At 32.5% G+C, this 25,168-nt stretch carries 18 protein-coding genes; 15 read left to right on the top strand and 3 right to left on the bottom strand.

The window, feature by feature from the left end:
- Positions 1-238 precede the first annotated feature (238 nt).
- Positions 239-4,471 carry a 2-hydroxyacyl-CoA dehydratase gene (locus BN4220_RS19580; protein WP_066720744.1) on the bottom strand — a complete coding sequence of 1,411 codons (4,233 nt, stop codon included), beginning with the start codon at positions 4,469-4,471 and terminating at the stop codon, positions 239-241.
- A gap of 665 nt (positions 4,472-5,136) precedes the next feature.
- On the opposite strand from BN4220_RS19580, the gene BN4220_RS19570 reads away from it, so the two are divergent.
- From BN4220_RS19570 to BN4220_RS19520, 11 genes are all read left to right on the top strand, one after another.
- Entirely contained in the window at positions 5,137-6,465 is a 1,329-nt protein-coding gene (locus tag BN4220_RS19570) for an IS1380 family transposase (protein ID WP_066712939.1), read from the top strand.
- 283 nt (positions 6,466-6,748) lie between these two features.
- Positions 6,749-7,102, top strand: coding sequence for a LysM peptidoglycan-binding domain-containing protein (locus tag BN4220_RS19565; RefSeq protein ID WP_066720738.1), 354 nt, complete (start codon positions 6,749-6,751; stop codon positions 7,100-7,102).
- A gap of 204 nt (positions 7,103-7,306) precedes the next feature.
- Positions 7,307-9,133, top strand: coding sequence for a putative bifunctional diguanylate cyclase/phosphodiesterase (locus BN4220_RS19560; RefSeq protein WP_066720735.1), 1,827 nt, complete (start codon positions 7,307-7,309; stop codon positions 9,131-9,133).
- Between the two features lie 264 nt (positions 9,134-9,397).
- Positions 9,398-10,276 (top strand): phosphate ABC transporter substrate-binding protein, encoded by an 879-nt coding sequence (locus BN4220_RS19555; protein WP_066720731.1) that lies wholly within the window; start codon positions 9,398-9,400, stop codon positions 10,274-10,276.
- 46 nt (positions 10,277-10,322) lie between these two features.
- Positions 10,323-11,264, top strand: a complete 942-nt coding sequence (gene pstC, locus BN4220_RS19550) for a phosphate ABC transporter permease subunit PstC (protein WP_066720726.1) — start codon at positions 10,323-10,325, stop codon at positions 11,262-11,264.
- A complete protein-coding gene (gene pstA / locus BN4220_RS19545; RefSeq protein ID WP_066720723.1) occupies positions 11,261-12,136 on the top strand; it encodes a phosphate ABC transporter permease PstA in 876 nt (291 codons plus the stop codon). Before pstC ends, pstA begins: the two co-directional genes overlap by 4 nt.
- A 32-nt stretch (positions 12,137-12,168) precedes the next feature.
- On the top strand, positions 12,169-12,921 hold the full coding sequence (pstB, locus tag BN4220_RS19540; RefSeq protein ID WP_066720715.1) for a phosphate ABC transporter ATP-binding protein PstB: 753 nt from the start codon (positions 12,169-12,171) through the stop codon (positions 12,919-12,921).
- A gap of 86 nt (positions 12,922-13,007) precedes the next feature.
- On the top strand, positions 13,008-13,670 hold the full coding sequence (gene phoU / locus BN4220_RS19535) for a phosphate signaling complex protein PhoU (protein ID WP_066720713.1): 663 nt from the start codon (positions 13,008-13,010) through the stop codon (positions 13,668-13,670).
- A gap of 44 nt (positions 13,671-13,714) precedes the next feature.
- Positions 13,715-15,118, top strand: coding sequence for a sensor histidine kinase (locus tag BN4220_RS19530; RefSeq protein ID WP_066720711.1), 1,404 nt, complete (start codon positions 13,715-13,717; stop codon positions 15,116-15,118).
- A gap of 50 nt (positions 15,119-15,168) precedes the next feature.
- A complete protein-coding gene (locus tag BN4220_RS19525) occupies positions 15,169-15,840 on the top strand; it encodes a response regulator transcription factor (protein ID WP_066720709.1) in 672 nt (223 codons plus the stop codon).
- A 21-nt stretch (positions 15,841-15,861) separates the two neighbouring features.
- Positions 15,862-17,235 carry a sensor histidine kinase gene (locus BN4220_RS19520; RefSeq protein WP_066720706.1) on the top strand — a complete coding sequence of 458 codons (1,374 nt, stop codon included), beginning with the start codon at positions 15,862-15,864 and terminating at the stop codon, positions 17,233-17,235.
- A 250-nt stretch (positions 17,236-17,485) separates the two neighbouring features.
- On the opposite strand, the gene BN4220_RS19515 is transcribed toward BN4220_RS19520, so the two are convergent.
- The gene (locus BN4220_RS19515) at positions 17,486-19,270 is read right to left on the bottom strand and encodes a Na/Pi cotransporter family protein (protein WP_066720703.1); all 1,785 of its coding nucleotides are present in this window, start codon (positions 19,268-19,270) and stop codon (positions 17,486-17,488) included.
- A 266-nt stretch (positions 19,271-19,536) separates the two neighbouring features.
- Positions 19,537-21,015, bottom strand: coding sequence for a DUF1846 domain-containing protein (locus BN4220_RS19510; RefSeq protein ID WP_066720700.1), 1,479 nt, complete (start codon positions 21,013-21,015; stop codon positions 19,537-19,539).
- A gap of 387 nt (positions 21,016-21,402) precedes the next feature.
- Between BN4220_RS19510 and pflB the strand changes: the two genes are divergently transcribed.
- The 4 genes from pflB (at position 21,403) to pflA (ending at position 24,929) form a co-directional block, all read left to right on the top strand.
- Positions 21,403-23,460 (top strand): formate C-acetyltransferase, encoded by a 2,058-nt coding sequence (gene pflB / locus BN4220_RS19505; RefSeq protein ID WP_066720697.1) that lies wholly within the window; start codon positions 21,403-21,405, stop codon positions 23,458-23,460.
- Between the two features lie 47 nt (positions 23,461-23,507).
- Complete coding sequence (locus BN4220_RS19500) at positions 23,508-23,723, top strand: hypothetical protein (RefSeq protein ID WP_066720694.1); 216 nt, start codon at positions 23,508-23,510, stop codon at positions 23,721-23,723.
- A gap of 15 nt (positions 23,724-23,738) precedes the next feature.
- Entirely contained in the window at positions 23,739-23,975 is a 237-nt protein-coding gene (gene grcA3 / locus BN4220_RS19495) for an autonomous glycyl radical cofactor GrcA3 (RefSeq protein ID WP_066720691.1), read from the top strand.
- 216 nt (positions 23,976-24,191) lie between these two features.
- A complete protein-coding gene (gene pflA, locus BN4220_RS19490; RefSeq protein WP_066720688.1) occupies positions 24,192-24,929 on the top strand; it encodes a pyruvate formate-lyase-activating protein in 738 nt (245 codons plus the stop codon).
- The last annotated feature ends 239 nt before the right edge of the window (positions 24,930-25,168 follow it).

The raw sequence follows: 25,168 nt of genomic DNA, 5'->3' as shown, positions 1-25,168 counted from the left end.
ATAAAAAAACGACTATCACAAAATAAAAGACCATCACAAAATAGAGTTTACTACGTGTATCATCTATTTTGTGATAGCCTATAAAGGTTTTATTTTACGGTCCTATACTCAGTAATGGAGTAAGATTAAGAATAATGATACCCCAAACCTTGTCATAGAGCCTATTTTAGTTTAGCAATCATGCTAATATGAATGCTTTGACTTTTTTATAAGAAACAATATCAAAAGGCTTAAATGCTTATTGATTTGACAAATTTTTATTTGCAGTAGCAAGCATAAGTTTAATTCGATTTAATTGATTAACTTCACTTGCACCTGGATCATAATCAACAGCAACAATATTAGAATCAGGATATTGGTTTCGTAATTCTTTAATAACACCTTTACCAACAATATGGTTTGGTAGGCAAGCAAATGGCTGCGCACAAACAATATTTTTAGTTCCAGATTTTATTAATTCAACCATTTCAGCTGTTAAGAACCAACCTTCGCCAGTTTGATTTCCAATTGAAACAATTGGTTTCGCAAGTTCTGCAAGCTCATGAATTGGAGAAGGTGGAGTAAAACGTTTACTCTCTATTAAAGCTAGTTTTGCTTCTTTTCTACAATATTCTAAGAATTTAATAGCGACACTATTAATTGTTGCGTCTAGTTTACTTTTTCCTAATACTTCAGCTTTGTAAGTTGCATCATAAGCACTGTACATAAAGAAATCTAGCAAATCAGGAACAACAGCTTCTGCGCCTTCAGACTCTAATAATTCAACAAGATAATTGTTAGCAGCAGGTAGGAATTTAACAAGAATTTCTCCTACAATACCAACTCTTGGTTTTACCATATCTTCATGTATTGGTAACTCATCAAAGTCTTTAATTATTCCACGAAGGTTTTTCTTAAATTCGCTCCATTTTCCGTTTGTAACAGATTTTTGACAAATAGCAACCCACTTTTGATGCAATGCATTGGCAGAGCCAGGAACCTTTTCATAAGGACGTACCTTATAAAGAACTCTCATAAATACATCACCATAAACAAGAGCCTGTAATGCGCGCATAATTAATGGATAAGTGATTTTAAATCCTGGGTTCTTTTCAAGGCCTTGTGCACTAATTGATACGACAGGAATATGCCCCATATTTGCTTTTATCAATGCTCTACGAATGAAGCTAATATAGTTTGTAGCACGGCAACCACCACCAGTTTGTGTAATAAGGACTGCAACACGATTTAAATCATATTTACCAGATAATAAGGCATCCATAATTTGACCAACTACCATAAGGGAAGGATAGCAAGCATCATTATTAACATATTTTAAACCAACATCAACGGAAGCTTTATTATCGTTTGGTAATACCTCTACATTATAACCACAAGAACGTAATGCCGGTTGTAATATGTCAAAATGAATTGGTGACATCTGTGGTGATAATAGGGTATACTCTTTACGCATTTCTTTTGTAAATATCACTCTATTATGGGCTGCTGATTTTATACGTGGTGTAATGTGTTTTCTGCTTCGTTCATTTACAGCAGATAGTAAGGAACGAATACGAATTCTTGCAGCACCGAGGTTATTTACTTCATCAATCTTAAGTGTTGTATAAATTTTATTAGAAGCGGTTAAAATATCACTAACACCGTCTGTAGTTACCGCATCAAGCCCACAACCAAAGGAGTTTAATTGAATAAGTTCTAGATTTGGTTGTGTACGAACAAAGGAAGCAGCAGCATATAAACGTGAATGATACATCCATTGATCAACGACTAACATTGGACGATCTACTTTACCTAAATGTGAAATACTATCTTCTGTTAAAACCGCAACACCATATGAATTGATTAATTCTGGAATACCATGATGGATTTCAGGGTCAATATGGTATGGTCTACCTGCTAAAACAATTCCCGTACGGCCAGTCTTTTCAAGGTATGCTAGGGTTTCTTCACCTTTTTTAGAAACATCATGACGACAAGCCATTAATTCAGCAAAAGCTTCGTGGGCAGCAGTTTTTATTTCCGCTGCTGGAATGTTATTTGTTTTAGTAAAGAGCTCAACCAAACGTTTTGTTAAGATTTCCTCATTCTCAAATGAAAGGAATGGGTTTTGATAAACAATATCTTTGGTTTTAAGTTCTTCTACGTTATTTTTAATATTTTCACCATAGGACGTTACGATAGGGCAGTTATAATGATTACCTGCATCTGCAACTTCTTTTCTTTCGTAAGGTATACATGGATAGAAAATATATTTAATATTTTGATTGATTAACCACATCACGTGCCCATGGGCAAGTTTTGCAGGATAACATTCAGATTCACTTGGAATGGATTCAATACCAAGTTCATAAATTTTATGCGTAGAATCTGGTGATAAAATAACTCGATATCCAAGTTTCGTAAAGAATGTATACCAAAATGGATAATTCTCATACATATTTAAAACACGTGGAATACCAACGGTTCCTCGATATGCTTTTTCTTCGGACAATGGTTCATAATTAAAAAGACGATTGTATTTATATTCAAATAAGTTTGGAACATTGTCTTTATTTTTTACTTTACCAATACCGCGTTCACAACGGTTTCCAGATATGAACTGACGGCCACCGGTAAACTTGTTAATTGTAAGCATACAATTGTTTGTACAACGTTTACATCTAGTCATGGTAGAATCAAAGGTTAATTCATTGATTCCATCGATACCTAGCATAGTACTTTCTTCACCAGTATAGTGTTCTCTTGCTATTAGTGCAGCTCCAAATGCCCCCATAATACCAGCAATATCAGGACGAATTGCATCGCATCCAAGGATGCTTTCAAAACTTCTAAGAACAGCATTGTTATAAAAAGTACCACCTTGAACAACAATGTGACTTCCTAGATCCTTTGGATCAGAAACTTTGATAACTTTATATAATGCATTTTTAATTACAGAATAAGCAAGACCTGCAGAAATATCAGCAACGGTAGCACCTTCTTTTTGAGCTTGCTTTACTTTTGAATTCATAAATACAGTACATCTAGATCCAAGATCAATTGGATTTTTAGCAAATAAAGCTACTTGAGCGAAATCCGCTACTTCATAATTTAATGATTTTGCAAATGTTTCAATGAAGGAACCACAACCAGAGGAACAAGCCTCATTTAATTGAACGCTATCAACTGTTTGATTCTTAATCTTGATACATTTCATATCTTGGCCGCCGATATCTAGGATACAATCAACTTTAGGATCAAAGAAAGCAGCAGCATGGTAGTGTGCAACGGTTTCTACTTCGCCCTCATCTAACATTAAAGCAGATTTTAAGAGTGCTTCACCATAACCGGTAGAACAAGAACGAACAATCTTAGCACCTTCTGGAAGTAAGGTATAGATTTCTTTTAATGCTTTTATGGTTGTTTTTAAAGGACTACCATTGTTATTACTATAAAATGAGTATAGTAAAGAGCCATCATCTCCAACAAGAGCTACTTTTGTAGTTGTAGAACCGGCATCGATTCCAAGGAAGCAATTGCCTTTATAATTTGCTAAATCTCCTTTTTTAACGGAATGAGCGGAGTGGCGATTTAAAAATGTTTCGAAATCTTCCTCTGTTTCAAACAAAGGTTTTAAACGATCTACTTCGAATTCTAATGTAATACCATCTGAGAGTTGTTTTACTAAGCTATTTAAATTCTTTTTATTTTCTGGATTTGCATTCATTGCAGAACCAATTGCAGCAAATAAATGTGAATGTTCAGGTGCAATGATATGATCACCAGTTAAATTTAATGTTCGAATAAAGGCAGCTTTTAATTCAGTTAAGAAATGAAGTGGGCCACCAAGAAAGGCAACATTACCACGAATTGGTTTACCACATGCAAGACCACTTATGGTTTGGTTAACCACTGCTTGGAAAATGGAAGCTGCCAAATCTGGTTTACTAGCACCTTCATTAATTAAAGGTTGAATGTCGGATTTTGCAAAAACACCACAACGTGCTGCAATTGGATAAATTGCTTGATAACTTTTAGCATATTCATTTAGACCAGATGCGTCTGTTTTTAATAAACTTGCCATTTGATCGATAAAAGAACCTGTTCCACCAGCACAAATTCCGTTCATACGTTGCTCGATACCGTTTGTAAAATATATGATTTTAGCATCTTCACCACCAAGTTCGATAGCAACATCAGTCTGAGGTGCAAAATCTTGTAAAGCAGTAGAAACTGCAACAACTTCTTGAGTAAATGGTATATCAAGATGTTTAGAAATTGTAAGACCACCAGAACCAGTTATCATAGGAGATACATCTAAATTACCTAATTGGTCTACTGCTTTTTGTATTAAATTTGCTAGGGTTGCTTGAATGTTGGCAAAATGGCGTTCATAATCAGAAAATAGAATTGCACCAGATTCATCAAGAATTGCAATCTTAACAGTGGTAGATCCAATATCAATACCTAATGAATAATTTATTTGAGCCATATTAATCCCTCTTTCTATGCGTAATCTTATCAGGATAATAATTAATCGCTGATAATAGGAGGTATGAAATACCTCAAAATTATAGTATACCAGAAGTTTTTATACGTAAGTTTTAATATACCGTATGTTATGGTATACCGTAAGGTTAATATACCTCTACCTTGCTATCCCATGGGAATGCGATTCCCTGGGGAATTATTGGATAAGGTTGGTATATATATAAATTCTTTTACGATCTCTAAAAGAATAAATGAGAATAATACTATTAATAAGAAGCTTCTCGCTTCTCTAGGTTTATTTTATTCAGAACTTAATTTTAAGTTCTGATAATTAAGGAAGTGAATGTTCCCTTTCGTATATGTATAAGAAGTATTTCTCTTCTTATAGATAAGTTAATAATGTTTACTATATAAAATCTATATGAAATGAATCCTAGCTTCTTATTATACGCAAAATACTTATGAAGTTCAACTTAAATAATTAGAAATTATTAATATCCTGAATTATTCATGCTGACCTTGTTAGCATGATACAATACCTTTTTAATACTGAGTTTCATACATTTATTACTTTCACCTAAAAAGTGAAATCTAGATATAGAAAAAAGGCCTCTTCTTTGTTAAAATTTAAGTGCGACCCAAAATCAAACAAAGGAGAAACCTTATATGTCTAGTTTACAGGATTTACACTTAGAATGCAATAACCGTATTAAAATAAATTTTAATGGAGGAGAACTTTCCTCCGATTCTGGATTACTTTTACTCTATGAATATATAAATAAACTAAAGATCCCCTCTATCATTGCTGAGAATTTTAGTACTGATACAAAACAGCGTATTCATTCTGATTCATCCATACTCATGCAACGTATCTTTCAAAACATCGCTGGGTACTTTCAAGATGATGATGCGGATGAATTGGCTTTTGATCCTATATTTACTCAAATTCTTTCGAAAGAAAGATTGGCATCTCAACCTACAATAAGCCGTTTTATGAATCGTCTTGATGACATCTGTATTGTGCAGATGGATGTTCTTCATCAACTATTACGTGAGAAGATTTATTCTTATGAACAACCACAACAGATCATTCTTGATGTCGACTCTACTTCATTTACTACGTATGGTTCGCAAGAAGGTAGTAGCTATAATACTCATTATCAAAACGTTGGATATCATCCATTATTAGTATTTGATGGGTTAACTAAGGATTTATTAAAGGCTGAGTTAAGACCAGGAAATACTTACACTTCAAAGGACGCACATAATTTTTTGTATCCTCTCCTATTGGAATATATGGATAATTATCCAGATACTCAACTATTCTTAAGAGGTGATAGTGGTTTCGCAGACGTTATGCTTTATGAAAAGTTAGAGACCAATGGTGTGAGTTTTGCTATTCGTATGAAGGAATCAGCACGCTTACGTAAGATGGTTGAAGGTGATGTTTATGATTTTATGGAATCATTAAACAATAATCTTGTTGATTACGCTTGCACTTATACTGAATTCATGTATGCTGCTGATAGCTGGGCATATCCTCGTAGAATTGTTTGCAAGATTGAAAAACCATATGGAGTAATGGTAGCTAATTATACATTCATCGTTACAAATATGGAGATTCCTGCCCAGGATATTTTACGTTTTTATTGTAATCGAGGGACTATGGAAAACATGATTAAAGAAGCAAAACTAGGCTTTCATATGAATGCTATGCCAAATCATGATTTCATAACTAATCAAAATCGACTCCAAATCAATATGTTAACATATAACATATTCAATTGGTTTCGTCGAATGGTTTTACCAAAGAAGATGAGACATCTTCAAGTTGATACAATTCGTTTAAAACTTATAAAAATAGCAGCAAGGCTAACGAAGAAATCACGCTATCTAATCTTTAAGTTATGCAGTAGTTGCCCTTATAAAAATGAATTTAATGAGGTTTTATCAAAAATACATTCACTAAGACCACTACAAAGGTTATTAGAGTAGATAGTGAGTTGCACATTGGCAGTTAAAAAAAGAGAGTAATAATACCTTAGTTAAATTCCTTTCTTTTTGACTGTTAAAAAAAGTAAAATCATAAAATCAAAGTAAAAAACAACGGGCTGATATAAAGATCAGTAAATTAACTTTGTTATTTACTTACATGAATAATTCAGGAATATATAATTATGAAGAGCATAAATAAAGTGATTTATAAGCACCAAACAGTGACAAAAATTTGTAAAATTCATAAAATATATGGAGAATAATTCTTTGGAGAAATATTATTATGAACTATAGTTCTTGTCATGGTATTGTTTACACTGTCAACAATGGAGACTCACTTTATCGTATTAGTGAAATGTTTGGAGTACCGCTTGAAGTACTACTTGATGCAAATCCATATGCGGATGTATATAATTTACAGATAGGTGATACGATTTGTATCCCAATGCCAGGGGTAAACAATATGATTGGTTTAATTACCTATGTAGTAAAGGACAATGATACGATTATCGATATTTTGAATCGTTTTCATATCGATTTTGACGAATTAATGGAATATAATCGTCTAGGTAGTCTTAGATTAAAAGAGGGAACTGCACTTCAAATTCCACAAAGAGGAACAATGGATGAAGAGTAGTATAAAGTAAGACGAGTCAACTTCATGAATTACAATAAATTCAATATAAAAAAATGTAATTCATGAAGTTGACATTGTATATAAAATCTAAATTATCAAATAAATCGCAGAATGTTCTATAATATTATAAAAAAAATGTATTATATTGAAAATTATGTAAATAAATGATATAATATTTACTGAGGTTTGAGTAGGGAGGATTGTATGATGAATACAATTGAGTATGATAATTTTCAGTATGAGATTTCATATTTTGCAATAGAAAATTTGAAAGAACATTCGGATTTAGGGAAAGCAACAGAGTTATTACTTGGAAAAGTGGCACAGCAGTATCATTTAAATAATGTGATTATTATGGAAAATAAACCAGAGTTAGAATGCTTTCGAGTATTTTATGAATGGTCTAGAGACAACAATACTTCTCTAAACCATGTTATGTCATGCTCAAAGGAGTTTGAAAATTTTTTCCGAGAGAAAATGAACAATGGAGAGATAATAACACATAAGGACTATATTGATTATTCATCCAATATCAATATAGAAAAATTGTTACATAAAAATCATTGTAATAGTATCATATCATTGCCTTATATTACAGGAGATAATAAAACTGGTTTAATCATTTTTGTAAGTCCAAAAGAGAATTATATATTTACGGATTGTGAGATTAAGACCTTATATCATCTAAGAGATATCTTAGTGAATTTTTATTTTGTAGTAAGGGATTATCATGATGCAAAAGATAGATTAGAGCAAATATTAAAATATGATTCCGTTACAGGTTTATTTAATTATGATACTTTTGTAAATCATGCAGAGAGCTTATTTGAATTAGAAAATGAGGAAACGAACTACATCATAATATCTGCGGATATCATTAATTTTAAGTACTTTAATGAATTTTATGGATATAGTTCTGGGGATGAAGTTTTAAGATTATTTAACCAAAGTATCTCAGTCATATTTAACAAGGTGCTTGTAAGTCGAGTATTTTCTGATAATTTCGTGGTACTTGGGAAAATTGGTAAAGGAGTTACAGAAGAGAGAATATCAAGAGCACTCGATGCTTTTAATAAGGTATTTTCAGATAAGGTACATACGATATATAAGGAAACTACTCTACAAATAGTTGCAGGAGTTAATATTTTTGCAGATACAAACTTAGGGATTAAAACATATATAGACAATGCTGATAAGGCAAGAAAAGCAGCAAAGCTTGCATCAAAAAGAACCGTTATATACAATGAAACTATGGATAATGAGTTAAGACGTAATATACTGATAAGTAATATCGCAGAGGATGCATTGCTTAAAGATGAATTTTATTTTGAACTACAACCGAAATATCATTTAAAGGATAAAGTAGTTATTGGAGCAGAGGCGTTGGTACGTTGGAAGCGTGAAGATGGTAGTATGATGTTTCCGAATGAATTTATTCCTGTATTTGAGCAAAATGAATTTATTATAAAACTTGATTTTTATATATATGCAAAAGTATGCGAGTATTTAAGAAAGCGTATTGATTCCGGTGAGAGTATTATACCTATTTCAGTAAATGTTTCTAGAGTACACCTACGCTGCAATGATTTCGTAAAACGAATAATTCAACTTGTTGATTTATATCAAATACCACATCATTTATTGGAGTTTGAGATTACGGAAAGCATCTTTCTAGAGAATGCAAAAAGTGCTAGGATTGCGATGATGCGATTAAAAAATGCTGGGTTTATTGTATCTATGGATGATTTTGGAGCTGGATATTCATCGCTGAATCTATTAAAGAACCTAGACTTTGATATTTTAAAGCTTGATAAAGAATTTTTAGCCCAAGGTGGTATACAAAAAAAAGATGAAATTGTAATTACGAGCATTATTAGTATGGCTAAAAAAATGAAAATTACGGTATTGTGTGAAGGAGTAGAAACCAAAGAACAAGCAGAGTTTTTAGAAAGTTTAGAATGTGATTTAGTACAAGGATATTATTTTGGACGACCTATGGATCCAGAACAATTTGACTTACTTTATCAGTAGATATTAAGTACATAGTATAAAAAAAACAAAAAGAGGTTACTTTATAATGAGTCTTTCTATTCGATAGATTTATTTGAAGTAGCTCTTTTTTTTACGATAAAGAGTAAATAATTGTATATCAACTCGTGTAATTTTACATACATTTCACAAAACTTATACATAAGCGTGATAGTTTGAAGATTTTTTTTATGATAAATTATCATTGTAAACAAGAAAGTTTATAAATCGCAAAACATAAGATTTGCGAAAGAATGGAGGATAAATATGAAAAAAAGATGGATGAAAGTTATTACAGGATTATGTTTAGGTACTTTAATTGTGGGAATGATGACTGGCTGTGGAAAAAATAATAACTCAGAAGGTTCTACAGGAACCAATGATACGAATGCTCAAAATGAGTCAACATTATCTGGCTCAATAACAATGGTTGGTTCAACATCCATGGAAAAATTAGCACATGCAGTAGCTGAAGATTTCATGAATAAGAATAAAAACGTTACAATCAATGCTGAATTCATTGGATCTGGTGCTGGTGTTGAAGCTGTAATCAACGGAACTGCAGACATTGGTAATTCCTCTAGAAATTTAAAAGATAGTGAAAAAGAAGCTGGAGCAGTTGAAAATATTGTAGCAATTGATGGAATAGCTGTTATCGTTGACAATGCAAATACAGTTACAAATCTAACAAAAGATCAGTTAATTAGCATCTATAAAGGTGAAATTACAAAATGGAGTGATCTTGGTGGAGATAATATGCCAATCGTTGTAATTGGTAGAGAGGCAGGATCTGGTACAAGAGGAGCATTTGAAGAAATACTTGGTGTAGAAGATGCTTGTAAATATGCAAATGAATTAGATAATACTGGTGCTGTAATGGCTAAAGTAGCTTCCACAAAAGGTGCAATTGGTTATGTATCACTAGATGTTATTGATGATACAGTAAAGACTGTTGATTTAGAAGGAGTAGCAGCAACTGCTGATAATATTAAGGCAGGTTCTTACTTCCTTAGCAGACCATTTGTAATGGCAACAAAAGGTGAAATATCAGAACAATCTGAATTAGTAAAAGCATTTTTTGATTACATGAAATCTGAAGAAGGTAAAGCAATTATTGAATCTGTTGGATTAATAAATGTAGACTAATCTAAAATGTAGATTTTCTGATGGAAAGAAAGTTTGAGGATGATATATGCAAGAAAAAGAACAAAAAAAGAATTCTATCATTGGAAACTACAAAACAAAAACAACAGTTGAAAAAGTTGCACATGTGGTATTTACTACATGTGCCTTTGCTGCGGTTATTGCTGTATTTTCCATTACATTATATATGATTATAAGTGGTATGCCAGCTATTTTTGAGGTTGGTTTAAAAGAAATTTTATTCAGTACAGAATGGAAGCCTAGTGCAGCCGATCCAAGATATGGTATATTATATGTAATTTTAACATCAATTGTGGGTACATTTTTAGCAATTTTAATTGGTGTGCCTATTGCAATAGGTACTGCAATTTTCTTAGCAGAAGTAGCACCTAAAAAATTAGCAATGATTGTTCAACCAGCGGTTGAATTACTTGCAGGTATTCCATCTGTAATTTATGGTCTTTTAGGACTTTTAATTTTAAATCCATTGATGTATAAGGCGGAACTTTATTTATTTCGCAATTCAACAACACATCAATTTACTGGAGGGGCAAATTTAATTTCAGCAGTGCTTGTATTAGCAATTATGATTTTACCTACAGTAATTAATATTACAACTTCATCACTTCGTGCAGTGCCACTTCATTTAAAAAGTGCATCTTTAGCACTAGGTGCAACAAAAATGCAGACGATTACAAAAGTTATCTTACCGGCTGCAAAATCTGGTATCATTACTGCAATTGTATTAGGAATTGGGCGTGCAATTGGAGAAGCGATGGCAATTAGTTTGGTATCTGGTAACTCTGTAAATATTCCACTTCCATTTAATGCAGTAAGATTTTTAACGACTGCGATTGTAAGTGAAATGTCATATGCAGCAGATATGCATAAAAAAGTACTATTTACCATTGGTTTAGTATTGTTCATATTTATTATGCTTATTAACTTAGTGTTAAATAAAATCTTAAAACAGGGGGAAAAAGATAGATGAGTATTTATGATAAGAAGAAACACCCCAAGGATTTTATGTTATTAGCGTTTACTTATATTTGCGCGAGTATTTCAATCCTTTTATTAATTGGGATCATGGCATATGTATTTATCAAAGGAATTGGTATGGTTAATTTTCAGTTCTTAACTACCGTTCCAAGTTCATTAAAAAATACTTTTGGTATTGCTGGTAATATAATCAATACCCTTTATATTATAATTATTACTTTACTAATTGTAACTCCAATAGGTATTGGAGCAGCGATTTATTTAAATGAATATGCAAAGCCTGGAAAGTTAGTAAGATTAATAGAATTTACGACAGAAACACTTTCCGGTATTCCATCTATTATCTTTGGTTTATTTGGTATGGTTTTCTTTGGAACACAGTTAAAATTAGGATATTCTATCTTAACAGGTGCGCTAACTCTTAGTATAATGGTATTACCATTAATTACAAGAAATACGCAGGAAGCATTAAAAACAGTTCCAAAAAGTTATCGTGATGGTGCCTTAGGAATTGGTGCAACAAAATGGTATATGATACGAACAATTTTACTACCTTCAGCAATGCCAGGTATCATTACAGGTATTATACTTTCTATTGGTCGAATCGTGGGTGAATCAGCAGCACTTTTATTTACGGCAGGTAGTGCAGGCTTACTTCCTAATTTGGGCCAATATGGTGAAGGTTTATTTACTAAGATACTTGATCCAGGTGGAACATTAACGATTCAGCTTTATTTAAGTATGTCAAAGGCAAAATATGATCAAGCATTTGGAATCGCTAGTGTTTTATTAATCATCGTACTTTGTATTAATATTTTAACAAAAGTTTTATCAAAAAAACTTGATACTAGTAGAAGAAAATAATGGGCTGCCAATAAGCAGCATGGAGGGTTAATGTGAATAAAGTAGAAACAAAAAATTTGAATTTATATTATGGACCAAATCACGCACTTAAAAACATATCAATGCAAATACCTGAAAAATCAATTACTGCTTTTATTGGTCCAAGTGGATGTGGAAAATCAACATTTTTAAAGACAATTAATCGAATGAATGATTTAGTTGAAGGTGTTAGAATCGAGGGGGAAGTTTTAATCGATGGAGAAAATGTTTATGGTCCAAAAGTAGATACAACTTTATTAAGAAAAAAAGTAGGAATGGTATTTCAGCAACCAAATCCTTTTCCAATGAGTATCTATGATAATATTGCATATGGTCCTAGAATCCATGGAATTAAATCAAAATCCAAACTTGATGAAATTGTAGAAGAAAGCCTTCGTGGAGCAGCTCTTTTTGATGAGGTAAAAGACCGCTTAAAAAAATCTGCACTTGGTTTATCTGGTGGACAACAGCAAAGACTTTGTATTGCAAGAGCATTAGCAGTAGAGCCAGAAGTTTTATTAATGGATGAACCAACTTCAGCACTTGATCCTATCTCAACGCTTAAAATTGAGGATTTAATGTCTGAATTAAAAGATAAATATACCGTAGCTATTGTAACTCATAATATGCAACAAGCAGCAAGAATTTCAGATTATACAGCGTTTTTCTTAGTTGGTGAAGTAGTTGAATTTACTGATACAGAAACTCTGTTCTCAAGACCTAAGGATAAGAGAACAGAAGATTACATCACTGGTAGATTTGGTTAATGTAGGGAGTGGTTGAATCAGAATTTCAACCGCTATGACGTTGCTTTTATTTAAATGGACTGCATTTATGCAGCAAGGAGGTTAATATGTCAGCGAGAATTAGTTTTGAACACGAACTTGAAATACTAAATAGTAATTTAGAAGATATGGGTAACATGATTGAAACTGCAATTGATAAGGTAATGAGAGCATTTGAAAATCATGATGAAGCATTAGCATTAGAAATAATTAAGGGTGATCGTACGATTAATGATATCGAAAAGGCGATTGAATCAAGATGTTTATCACTTATTTTAAGACAACAGCCGGTAGCAAAAGACTTACGTATTGTAACGACTGCGCTTAAAGTTGTTACTGATATGGAGCGTATTGGAGATCATGCAGCTGATATATCAGAACTTATTTTACGTAGTAAAGCGGTGCATACTTATGATATAATTAAGCCAATTCCTGAAATGGCAAGTGTCGCTAAAAAGATGGTACATGAAGCGGTAGCAGCATTTATACACACAGATGTAAATGCAGCCAGAGAAACTATGAAAATGGATGACATAGTGGATGAATTATTTAATCAAGTAAAGAGCGATGTAATTACACATTTGAAAAAGTCAACAGAAGATGCGGATGATTGCATTGATATTCTAATGATTGCTAAGTATATGGAACGTATTGGAGATCATGCAGTTAACATCTGCGAATGGACAGAATTTCATGAAACAGGTACTGTTCGTAATGTAAGACTTTTGTAAAAGATAGATTGGTTGCATGGTATATTAAAGGTGAGGAGTCTAGCATGAAAAAGACTATATTACGTAGATTTATCTTCATATTGGTAATTAGCATGGTAGTGAGTGGGTTCTTCTTTTTCATTACTGTAAGTGAAGCAATTCGTAATAATACAAAAGACGATTTAGAACTTGCGCTTCATATGCTAGATGGTTCGATAGAATATGAACATCCCTTACAATATCAGATTATGTCTTTACCAACAGATGTAACAAATGAAGAGTATCGGATTACAATTATTGATAAATATGGAGTAGTACAAGCTGATAGTAGTGTTCAAGATCTAGATAAAATGGAAAACCACGGAACTAGGGAAGAGGTTATAGCTGCAAAAGAAAACGGTGTTGGATATGCAATTCGAGAGTCAGAGACTAAGAATATTAAAATGTTATATGTTGCGATTCCTTCAGAGAGGGCAGCAGGGTATATTCTAAGAATGGCGATACCATTTTCAGGGGCTCTTGAATACATAGGCCTTTTATTGCCTGCAATCATTGTTAGTATAGGTATTGCAACGATTGTTGCTGTTATAATGGCAGAAAAAACTACTGGAGCAATTGTTAAACCTTTAAATCAAATTGCAAAAGTAATGGAACGATTTAAAGAAGATACACAAGAACTGGAATTTGAAGAGTATAAGTTTGACGAATTGAATGTGATAGCTCAAACAACGAAACGAATGTCGAATTCCATGAGAAAATTTGTAAAGGATTTAGAGTTCGAAAAAATGGTACGTCAAGAGTTCTTTGCAAATGTATCTCATGAATTAAAAACGCCTATCACGTCAATTCGCGGTTATACAGAACTTCTTTTAAATGATTTTGCACAAGATGAGGAAACGAAAACAGAATTTATGTCTCGAATTCTAAAGGAAACAGAGCATATGAATACCTTAATTAATGATATTTTAATGATATCAAGGCTTGAAACTAAGGATACAGAAGAAATAAAATCAGAAATTCGTTTGTCTATTTTACTAGAAGATGTACTTGCAACATTTCGACCAAGTATGGAATTAAATCATATCACGGTTCATGTTGATTGCATTCCTTGTACTATTTTAGCGAATCCAAATCAGATAAAAGAGTTGTTTAGTAATCTCATTAGTAATGCAATTAAATACAATAAAAAAGATGGTAGTATCGATATAAAAGTATCTGCGGAACATAAAAACTTACAAATAAAGATTAGTGATACTGGAATAGGAATACCAGAAGAAGAAAAGAATCGTGTATTTGAAAGGTTTTATCGAGTTGATCGTGGAAGAAGTAAGAAGATATCGGGAACTGGACTGGGCCTTTCGATTGTAAAACATATTGTAGTTTATTATCAGGGGACAATCTCGCTGGAGAGTAAAGTAAATGAAGGATCGACATTCACCATACGTATTCCCAATATTATATTGCGATAAAAAACAATAACGAGTATACTAAAAGAGAATATTTCATTGTGGAGGTGTAAATGTTGATATATATTGTAGAAGATGATACGAATATTCGAGAGATAGAAAGTTACGCCTTGAAAACGAGTGGATTTGAGATTGAAGGATTTGAAAATGGCGAAGATTTTTTTGCAGCTATGAAAGTAAAGACTCCTGATCTCATTATTTTAGATGTTATGTTGCCTAATGAAGATGGGCTTAGTATTTTAGCGACATTACGTGCTGATAATGCAACAAAACATATACCGATTATGATGGTTACGGCTAAGACATCAGAGATGGATAAAGTACGAGGCTTAGATACTGGAGCAGATGATTATATTACGAAACCTTTTGGCATTATGGAATTAGTTTCTAGGGTAAAGGCTTTATTACGTCGTACAGGTATTGTGGATAAGCAGACAAGTATTTCATACGGAAATGTAGAACTAAATATTGAGAAACATTGTGTCACGGTTGAGAATCAGATTTGTGAGCTAACGTATAAAGAATTTGAACTTTTACGATATTTACTTGAAAATCAAGGCATTGTCTTATCAAGAGATAAAATCATGGAGAGAGTTTGGGGCTTTGATTACGAAGGTGAGACTAGAACGGTTGATATGCATATTAAAACCTTACGTCAGAAACTGGGTGAAGCTGGATCAATGATAAAAACGGTTCGTAATGTGGGTTATAAAGTTGGAGAATAGTTTTAATAATTGAGGTACGCTATGAAGAAAAAAATTACAGTACAACTGTGTTTGGTTGGCGCAATATCAATTGTCTTTACATCATTGTTCAGTATGTTAGTATACTTTAATCTATTTCAAAAGCAAGTCTATGTTGAATTAGAAACTTATATCGACATTCTTGATAATATTTATGAGAAATTAAGTTATGACGATATGGGAAAGTTAATTAATGATGATAGCCTAAGAATTACATTAATTGCGAATGATGGTAAAGTATTATACGACAATAGTGTGAGCGCATCTTTGATGGAAAACCATATGGAGCGACCAGAAATTATTCAGGCGTTTAAGTCAGGTGAGGGAAAGGCCATTCGCACATCAAGCACTGTTCTTAAAAATACATATTACTATGCAAGAATGTTAGATAATGGTGATGTTTTACGTGTGTCAACAGAGGCAAGTGGACTAGTAAATTTGTTTGGAAATGTGATTCCAGTAATTATTGTTTGTGGTCTGGTTTTATTTATAATTTGCATATGTATTACTCGAATGCTTACAATGCGCATTATAAGGCCAATTAATAAATTCGCGAATGATATAGTAGATATTGAAAATATTGAGCAAAGTGTACCTTATGAAGAATTAAAACCATTTGCAAAAACAATATGGACCCAACATGAAGATATTAAGAAGCAGTTAAACCGATTGGAGAGAAGTGAAAGAGTTAGGCAGGAATTTACTGCTAATGTCTCTCACGAGCTAAAAACTCCATTAACCTCAATTTCTGGTTATGCAGAATTGATTGAACAAGGCATGGCAAAAGAAGAGGATGCGAAAAGGTTTGCTGGTGAAATATTAAGAAATTCAAACCGTTTATTTACTTTGATTAATGATATTATTAAGCTATCTGAAATGGATGAGAATGGAATTCAAATACCAAAAGAAACCATTGATTTATATCAAATTGCTAAGGAGTGTGTTCATACTTTAGAATTAAATGCAAAGCAGCAATCCATTACAATTACGTTAAAGGGTGAGAAATGTTTATTAACTGCTAACAAAAGTATGATGGAAGAACTAGTAATGAACCTATGTGATAATGCAGTTCGCTATAACAAGGTAGGTGGATTTGTCTTTGTTGAAGTTTTAAATAATGGTGATGTAGCACAATTGATTGTAAAAGATACTGGAATAGGAATTAAAAAGCAACATCAAGAGCGAATTTTTGAACGATTTTATCGAGTGGATAAGAGTAGATCAAAGGAAACTGGCGGTACCGGACTAGGACTTGCAATTGTAAAACATATCCTTGTAAAACATAATGCAAGGGTAGTGTTAGAAAGTGAATTTAACGTTGGTACAACGATAAAAGTTGATATACCAAAAAAGCCTGAAAAGTTAGAAGAAACTTAATAACTTAAGAAGTTAAAAAAAGGGTAGTTTTGCAGAGTTATTCTTAACAGAAAAAAGAGACTCTGATGCTTGAACCATAAGAAGAATAATAAGAACATAAGAGTAATAAGAATCGAAAGAATAATAAGAATGATAAAATTATAAAATGATACGAATGAAAAAATGATACGAATGAAAAAATGTTAAAAGGTCTGTCAGCAAATTACTGACAGACCTTTTTCAACGAAAGAATGGAATTTACACATTCTTACTAAATTTCGCTTGGAAGTTGATAACGTTTTAAATTTGTTTCATATTGATTTGTAAAATCGGATTGAGCCTGAAACTTAAGACCTTTTACATAGGCATGAGCATCAAGACTATCTTCGCTATTCACTTGTAAAACACTGATAGCGATATTAGAACAATGATCAGCAATACGTTCGTAATTGGTTAAAATATCAGATAGTACAAAGCCAGACTCAATGGTGCAAATACCTTTTTGTAGACGTTTAATATGACGATTTTTTAACTCGCCTTGTAAATAATCAATGACTTCCTCTAATGGTTCAATCGCCTTTGATAAATCTACATCGTAGATTTCAAAAGCAGTAAAGGTATTCGTTAAGATTTCAACAACAGCATCTGTTAAAATAGATAATTCTTTTTTTGCTTCTGTTGAAAACTGAATTTGCTTTTCATTTATTTCTTTTGCGGCACCTAGCAAATTAATAGAATGGTCACCAATACGTTCTAAATCTCCGATGGTATGAAGATAAAAAGAAGCTTCTTTGCTATTTGCAGAAGACAAATCTTTGCTACTTAATTTAACTAAGAAATTACCAATCATATCTTCATATTTATCAATCAAATCTTCATTTTTCTCAATTTCTTTTGCTAATTTCTCATCGTAGTTCTCAAATAAGGAAACGGAAGATAGAAATGTATCCTTAGTTAATTGAGCCATCTTGACACATACATCGTGACATTGTTCCATAGCATAACCTGGTGTTGCAAGAAAACGTTCATCCAATAAATTTACAATAGAAGAACCATCCTTAGATTGATTTTCTGTGTCTTCTCCATCTTTAATTGTAATACATGCTAGTTTTTCTAACACTCTACTAAATGGTAATAATATTATGGTTGAGAAAAGATTAAAAATTGTATGAACAGATGCTATGGAAGCTGCACTAACGGAGTCATTAATAAATGGAAATCCAATCGTATATTGAATGATATAAAATACGATTAAAAATAGGATCGTACCAATTAAATTAAAATATAGATGTACCAATGCAGCTCGTTTTGCATTCTTTTTCGCACCAATACTTGCGATAATAGCAGTAATACAAGTACCAATATTTTGTCCCATAATAATAGGTATTGCGGAAGAGAAAGTTAAACTACCTGTGGTGGAAATCGCTTGTAGAATTCCAACAGAAGCAGAAGAACTTTGAATAATTGCTGTTAATATAGCACCAGTAGCAATTCCTAATAAAGGATTTGAAAACATGATTAGTATGTTTCTGAATTCTGGAATATCAGCTAATGGTTTTACAGCGCCACTCATATTATCCATACCAAACATAAGTATTGCAAAACCTACAAGAATTTGACCAATATCTTTCTTTTTCTCGCTTTTCATAAACATGATTAAAATAATACCTATGAATGCAAGAAGAGGAGAGAAATTACTTGGTTTCAAAATCTGAATAAAAAAACTATCTCCTTCTAGGCCAGATAAACTTAATATCCAAGCGGTTGCAGTTGTTCCTAAGTTTGCACCCATAATAATGCCAACTGCTTGAGAAAGTTTCATAATTCCGGCATTTACAAACCCTACAACCATTACGGTAGTTGCTGAAGAGGATTGAATAACGGCTGTAACAACAGCTCCAAGAGCAACTGCTTTTAGTGGATTGGAGGTTAGTTTTTCTAGAATACGTTCTAACTTTCCACCGGCTACTTTATCTAGACCTGAACTCATTATATTCATTCCATAAAGAAATAGGGCTAGTCCACCAAATAATGAAAAAATCGAAAAGATATCCATTTGGAAGTCTCCTTTGCTTAATTTATAATTAATTTAATGCTTAAGAAAGTCAAAAGCCTTTGTAGTCTAAAATATATTTGTAAGATTAGCTTATAGGTTATGTAAAGTTTATGTAAAATATAATAAAAAGTAGTAAATATATAATTTAAAATAGCTCTAATGTCAGTGAGTCATTGGATGCAACGCACCAACACCGACATTAGAGCCTAATAATTAACAATTTATATAAAGCAAAAAAACTTTATATATGAAAACGATTATTCAAATTAATGATATAAGCACTTACTTTCATAAGTTGCTTCTGTTGTTAAATGAATGCCAAGTTTTTTAAATGTTTTAATATCGACTTCGGATAAGATAACACTGGAATGTACTTCAAGATTTTCAAGCTTAGGAAGTTGTTCTAAAGCTAATTTAGCAACCTTGTCATGCATTGCACTTATTGATAATGCAATTAATACCTCATCGGTATGAAGTCTTGGATTTTTACTACCAAGGTATGATATTTTTAAGTTTTGAATTGGCTCAATTGCTTGAGGAGATATTACATGTGTATCATGATCAATACCTGCTAATGCTTTTAAAGCGTTTAATAAAAGAGCAGCAGAAGCACCTAAAAGATTACTTGTCTTACCAGTAATGATAGTACCATCAGATAATTCAATAGCGGCAGCAGGACCATCACTTTCTGTAGCACGATCATTGGCAGCTGCAACTACTTTACGATCTTTTGTAGTAATACCAGCTTGATTTAATAAAAGTTCTAGTTTATATACTTCTTCATTTTGAGCAGTACCATCAAGAACATTAGTTAAGGTCTGATAGTAACGGCGGATGATTTCTTGCTTTGAAGCATCTTTACAAGCTTCATCATCAATAATACAATTTCCTGCCATATTTACACCCATATCCGTTGGTGATTTATATGGACTTTCTTTATAAATGTTTGAAAAAATTGTGTTTAAAACAGGGAATATTTCAACATCGCGGTTATAATTTACCGTAGTAATACCATACGCATCTAAATGAAATGGATCAATCATATTCACATCATTTAAATCAGCAGTTGCGGCTTCATAAGCTAAATTTACTGGGTGTTTTAGTGGAAGGTTCCAGATAGGAAATGTCTCAAATTTTGCATAACCTGCATTAATTCCCCTTTTGTGTTCGTGATATAACTGAGATAAACAAGTTGCCATTTTACCACTACCAGGGCCTGGTGCTGTTATAACAACAAGTGGTCTAGTTGTTTTTATATAATCATTTTTTCCATAACCTTTGTCACTTAGGATATGTGGAATATTATTTGGATATCCTGGTATTAAATAGTGGATATAAACAGTTAATCCAAGTTGTTCTAATTTATTTTTAAAAGCATCTGCACTTTCTTGACCAGAATATTGAGTGATTGTGATGCTTCCAACATATAAGCCTTTATTACGAAATGCATCTACTAAACGTAGGACATCTAAATCATAGGTGATTCCTAAATCTCCTCTAACTTTGTTCTTATCAATATCGACAGCACTTATTGCAATAACGATTTCAGCTTGATCTTTTAATTCTAATAACATTTTTAATTTGCTATCTGGTGCAAAACCAGGAAGTACTCGTGATGCATGGTAATCATCAAATAATTTACCACCAAATTCTAAGTACAATTTGTTATCAAACTTGCTAATTCGTTCCATAATATGTGCCGATTGCATTTTTAAATACTTTTGGTTGTCAAATCCGATTTTCATCTGATATTTCCTTTCTTAAGTTCAATCCCATGTATAAATTTAGTAAAATTCGTCTATAAATACACCTATGCATTATATCACAGGAAAGAAGTTCACTCAACCTTAATGATTTAAAAAAATAAAATGTAAAATTTTTATATAGAGAAAATTTTAACCAATAAATTATAAATAAAACAGGAATAATTTAGCTAATTAACCAAATTCATAGAATATTGATAGGAATGATAACTATTATCAATAAAAAAATCCTTTCTTTATTGAGAAATTTCTAGTATTTACACACTTGTTAAAGAAGTTTGATTTCGATATAATTAATTTGTAGAAATAAATGACAAGAATTGATGTTATTAAGTCTACTATGAAGTATGCTACAGAAGGAGGATTAACATGACAATAGAAGAAAGAAATGAGTGGAAGGGCTTCCAAGGTGGAAAATGGAATTCTTCCATAAATGTCAGAGATTTTATCCACAATAATTATACAATGTATGACGGAGATGAGTCTTTTTTAGCTGACCCAACTGCTGCAACTAAAGAGCTTTGGGCTCAAGTAATGGAATTATCCAAGCAGGAGAGAGAAGCGGGTGGTGTACTTGATATGGACACTAAGATAGTTTCTACAATAACTTCTCATGGCCCTGGCTATTTAGATAAAGATAAAGAACAAATCGTAGGTTTCCAGACAGATAAACCTTTTAAACGTTCTTTACATGTATTTGGTGGTATTCGTATGGCACAAAATGCATGCCATGAAAATGGATATGAAGTAGATGAAGAAGTAGTTCGTATCTTTACTGATTATCGTAAAACTCATAATCAGGGTGTGTTTGACGCATACACTGATGAAATGAAACTTGCGAGAAAATCTGCTATTATTACAGGTCTACCTGATGCTTATGGTAGAGGACGTATCATTGGTGACTACAGAAGAGTTGCACTTTATGGTACTGATCTACTAATTAAAGATAAAAAAGAGCAGTTACTTGGTACTGTAAAAACTATGACTGCTGAAAATATTCAATTAAGAGAAGAATTATCCGAGCAAATTCGTGCACTTAATGAATTAAAAGCTCTCGGTGAGTCTTATGGATATGATATTTCAAAACCAGCTTCAAATGCAAAAGAAGCAATTCAATGGTTATATTTTGGATATTTAGCTGCTGTAAAAGAGCAAAACGGTGCTGCAATGAGTCTTGGACGTACATCTACATTCCTTGATATTTATATTCAAAGAGATTTAGATGCCGGCTTAATTACAGAAGAGCAAGCACAAGAGTACATTGATCATTTCATTATGAAATTACGTCTTGTTAAATTCGCTCGTACGCCTGAATACAATGCATTATTCTCTGGGGACCCAACATGGGTTACAGAAAGTATTGGAGGTATTGGTACAGATGGAAGACATATGGTTACAAAGACTTCTTTCCGTTACCTTCATACACTTGATAACTTAGGAACTGCTCCAGAACCTAATATGACAGTTCTTTGGTCTACTCAGTTACCACGTAAATTCAAAGAATATTGTGCGAAGATGTCCATTAAAACTTCATCCATTCAGTATGAAAATGATGACATCATGCGTCCAATTCATGGTGATGACTATGCAATTGCTTGCTGTGTATCTTCCATGAAAGTTGGTAAAGAAATGCAATTCTTTGGCGCAAGAGCAAACCTTGCTAAGTGCTTATTATATGCAATTAACGGTGGTGTTGATGAAGTACTTAAAGTACAGGTTGGTCCAAAATATCGTCCGGTTGAAGGTGAATACTTAGATTATGATGATGTTATGTCTAAGTATAAAGATATGATGGAATGGTTAGCTGAACTTTATGTAAATACATTAAATGTAATTCATTACATGCATGATAAATATAGCTATGAAAGAGTTCAGATGGCTCTTCATGATCGCGAAGTAAAACGTTATTTTGCTACAGGTATTGCAGGCTTATCTGTTGTTGCAGATTCACTTAGTGCAATTAAGTATGCGAAAGTAAAACCTGTAAGAGATGAAAATGGAATCGTTATTGATTATGAAGTAGAAGGTGATTATCCAAAATACGGTAATAATGACGATCGTGTAGATCAAATTGCAGTTAACTTAGTTCATGACTTTATGGATATGATTCGTAAGCATCATACTTACCGTAATGGTGTTCCAACAATGTCAATCCTTACAATTACATCAAACGTTGTATATGGTAAGAAGACTGGTAATACACCAGATGGACGTAAGAAAGGTGAACCTTTAGCACCAGGAGCGAATCCAATGCATAGACGTGATACTCATGGAGCAGTTGCGTCATTAGCATCCGTTGCGAAGCTTCCATTTAAAGATGCACAGGATGGTATTTCAAATACATTCTCAATTATTCCTGGAGCATTAGGAAAAGAGGATATCTTATTTACTGGAGAATTGGATTTAGATCTACTTTCCAATGATTAAGAAAAATAACGATCCCGTGTCAAAATGTAGAAAGGGTGGTTACGGTAATGACTGAACAAGAAAGAATTGAAGAATTAATTTCCATGTTAGATAACTTTGTTGCAAATGGCGGTGGTCACATGAATGTTGTTTCAGATGATTCAAGTGATGCTGAATCATTGTTGAATGAAGAAGTTTATGTGGAAACTTACCAAAGTAGTGATTGTTGCAAAGGGAATATGGCATGTGCAGTACCAACCCTTCATAAAGGAATCGATGAATAAGAAAGGAGAATTCATATGGCAACTCAACAAGTAGATAATTTAGTTTCATTATTAGATGGATATGTTGAAAAAGGAGGACATCATTTAAATGTTAATGTCTTTACAAAAGAGACATTACTTGATGCACAGGCTCATCCAGAAAAATATCCTCAGTTAACTGTTCGTGTATCTGGTTATGCAGTAAACTTCATTAAGTTAACAAAAGAACAACAAGACGATGTAATTGCACGTACATTCCACGAGGCAATGTAATTTTTAAAGAGTCCCCTGCTTCTTTAAGCTGGGGACTTTTTTAGTTAGAGGATTTGATGTCAAAAGCTAAACAGATCAAAAGCAGATAACTCGCTACGTTTTTGGCATTAATGCTTAGTTTGGTAACAGTCTTTATTGATTGGAAAAGATAGATTTACATTTGTTAATATATATAATACAATAGATTGGTATGTGACGTACGGAAAGGAGCTTATTATGCAAGGAAGAATTCATTCGACAGAATCTTTTGGTACAGTGGATGGCCCTGGCATTCGTTTTGTAGTTTTTACACAAGGCTGCCCAATGCGTTGTCTCTATTGCCATAATCCAGATACATGGAAGTATGAAGGCGGGACTCTTAGAGAAGCTGATGATATACTAAAAGAATATGATTCATATAAAGAGTTTTTAAAGGGTGGTGGAATCACTGTTACCGGAGGTGAACCACTTCTACAAATAAAATTCATAATAGATTTATTTACAAAAGCAAAGAAAAAGGGGATTCACACTTGTATAGATACATCTGGTGTGACATTTCGACCGGATAATACGAAAGAAATTGATGAGTTACTTGAGGTAACTGACTTAGTATTATTAGATATTAAGCATATTGATGATGAAGAACATAAGAAATTAACGGGGCATTCAAATAAAAATATAATTGAATTTGCAAGGTATTTAAATAAGAAAGAAAAGCCATTTTGGGTTCGTCAAGTAATAGTTCCAGGAATTACGGATAAAGAAGAATACCTAGTAGGACTTGGTAAGTTCTTAGCTGAATTAAAATACGTTAAAGCTTTAGATGTACTACCATATCATACGATGGGAATAACAAAATATGAGCAATTAGGTATGGAATATCCACTAAAGGGCTATGAAAGCGCAACGAAAGAAGAGGCAATAAAAGCAAAAGAAATTATATTAAAGGCTCGTAAGGAAGCATTAAATAATTAAGGATTATATGACTATTGCATAGATTCGTTTCCTAATGTAATTTCATATATTTTTGTGAAGACAAAAATATAAAATGTAAGTAGGAAAAAAGTCTATGTAATAGTCTTTTTTTCAATATTTATCTAAAGTTTTAATGAATATATACGATATATAGAATAGGCGTATTATTTTGCATTATACACAAGGATGAAACTGTGTAATGTGAACATATAATTTGGTGATGACAGAAATTCAAGGAC

Origin of the sequence: Clostridium sp. Marseille-P299 (assembly GCF_900078195.1) — a bacterium.
In the GTDB taxonomy this organism is placed as follows: Bacteria; Bacillota; Clostridia; order Lachnospirales; family Lachnospiraceae; genus Lachnoclostridium.
The sequence above is the reverse complement of the archived record's forward strand: the minus strand, read 5'-3'. Positions and strand labels throughout refer to the sequence as shown.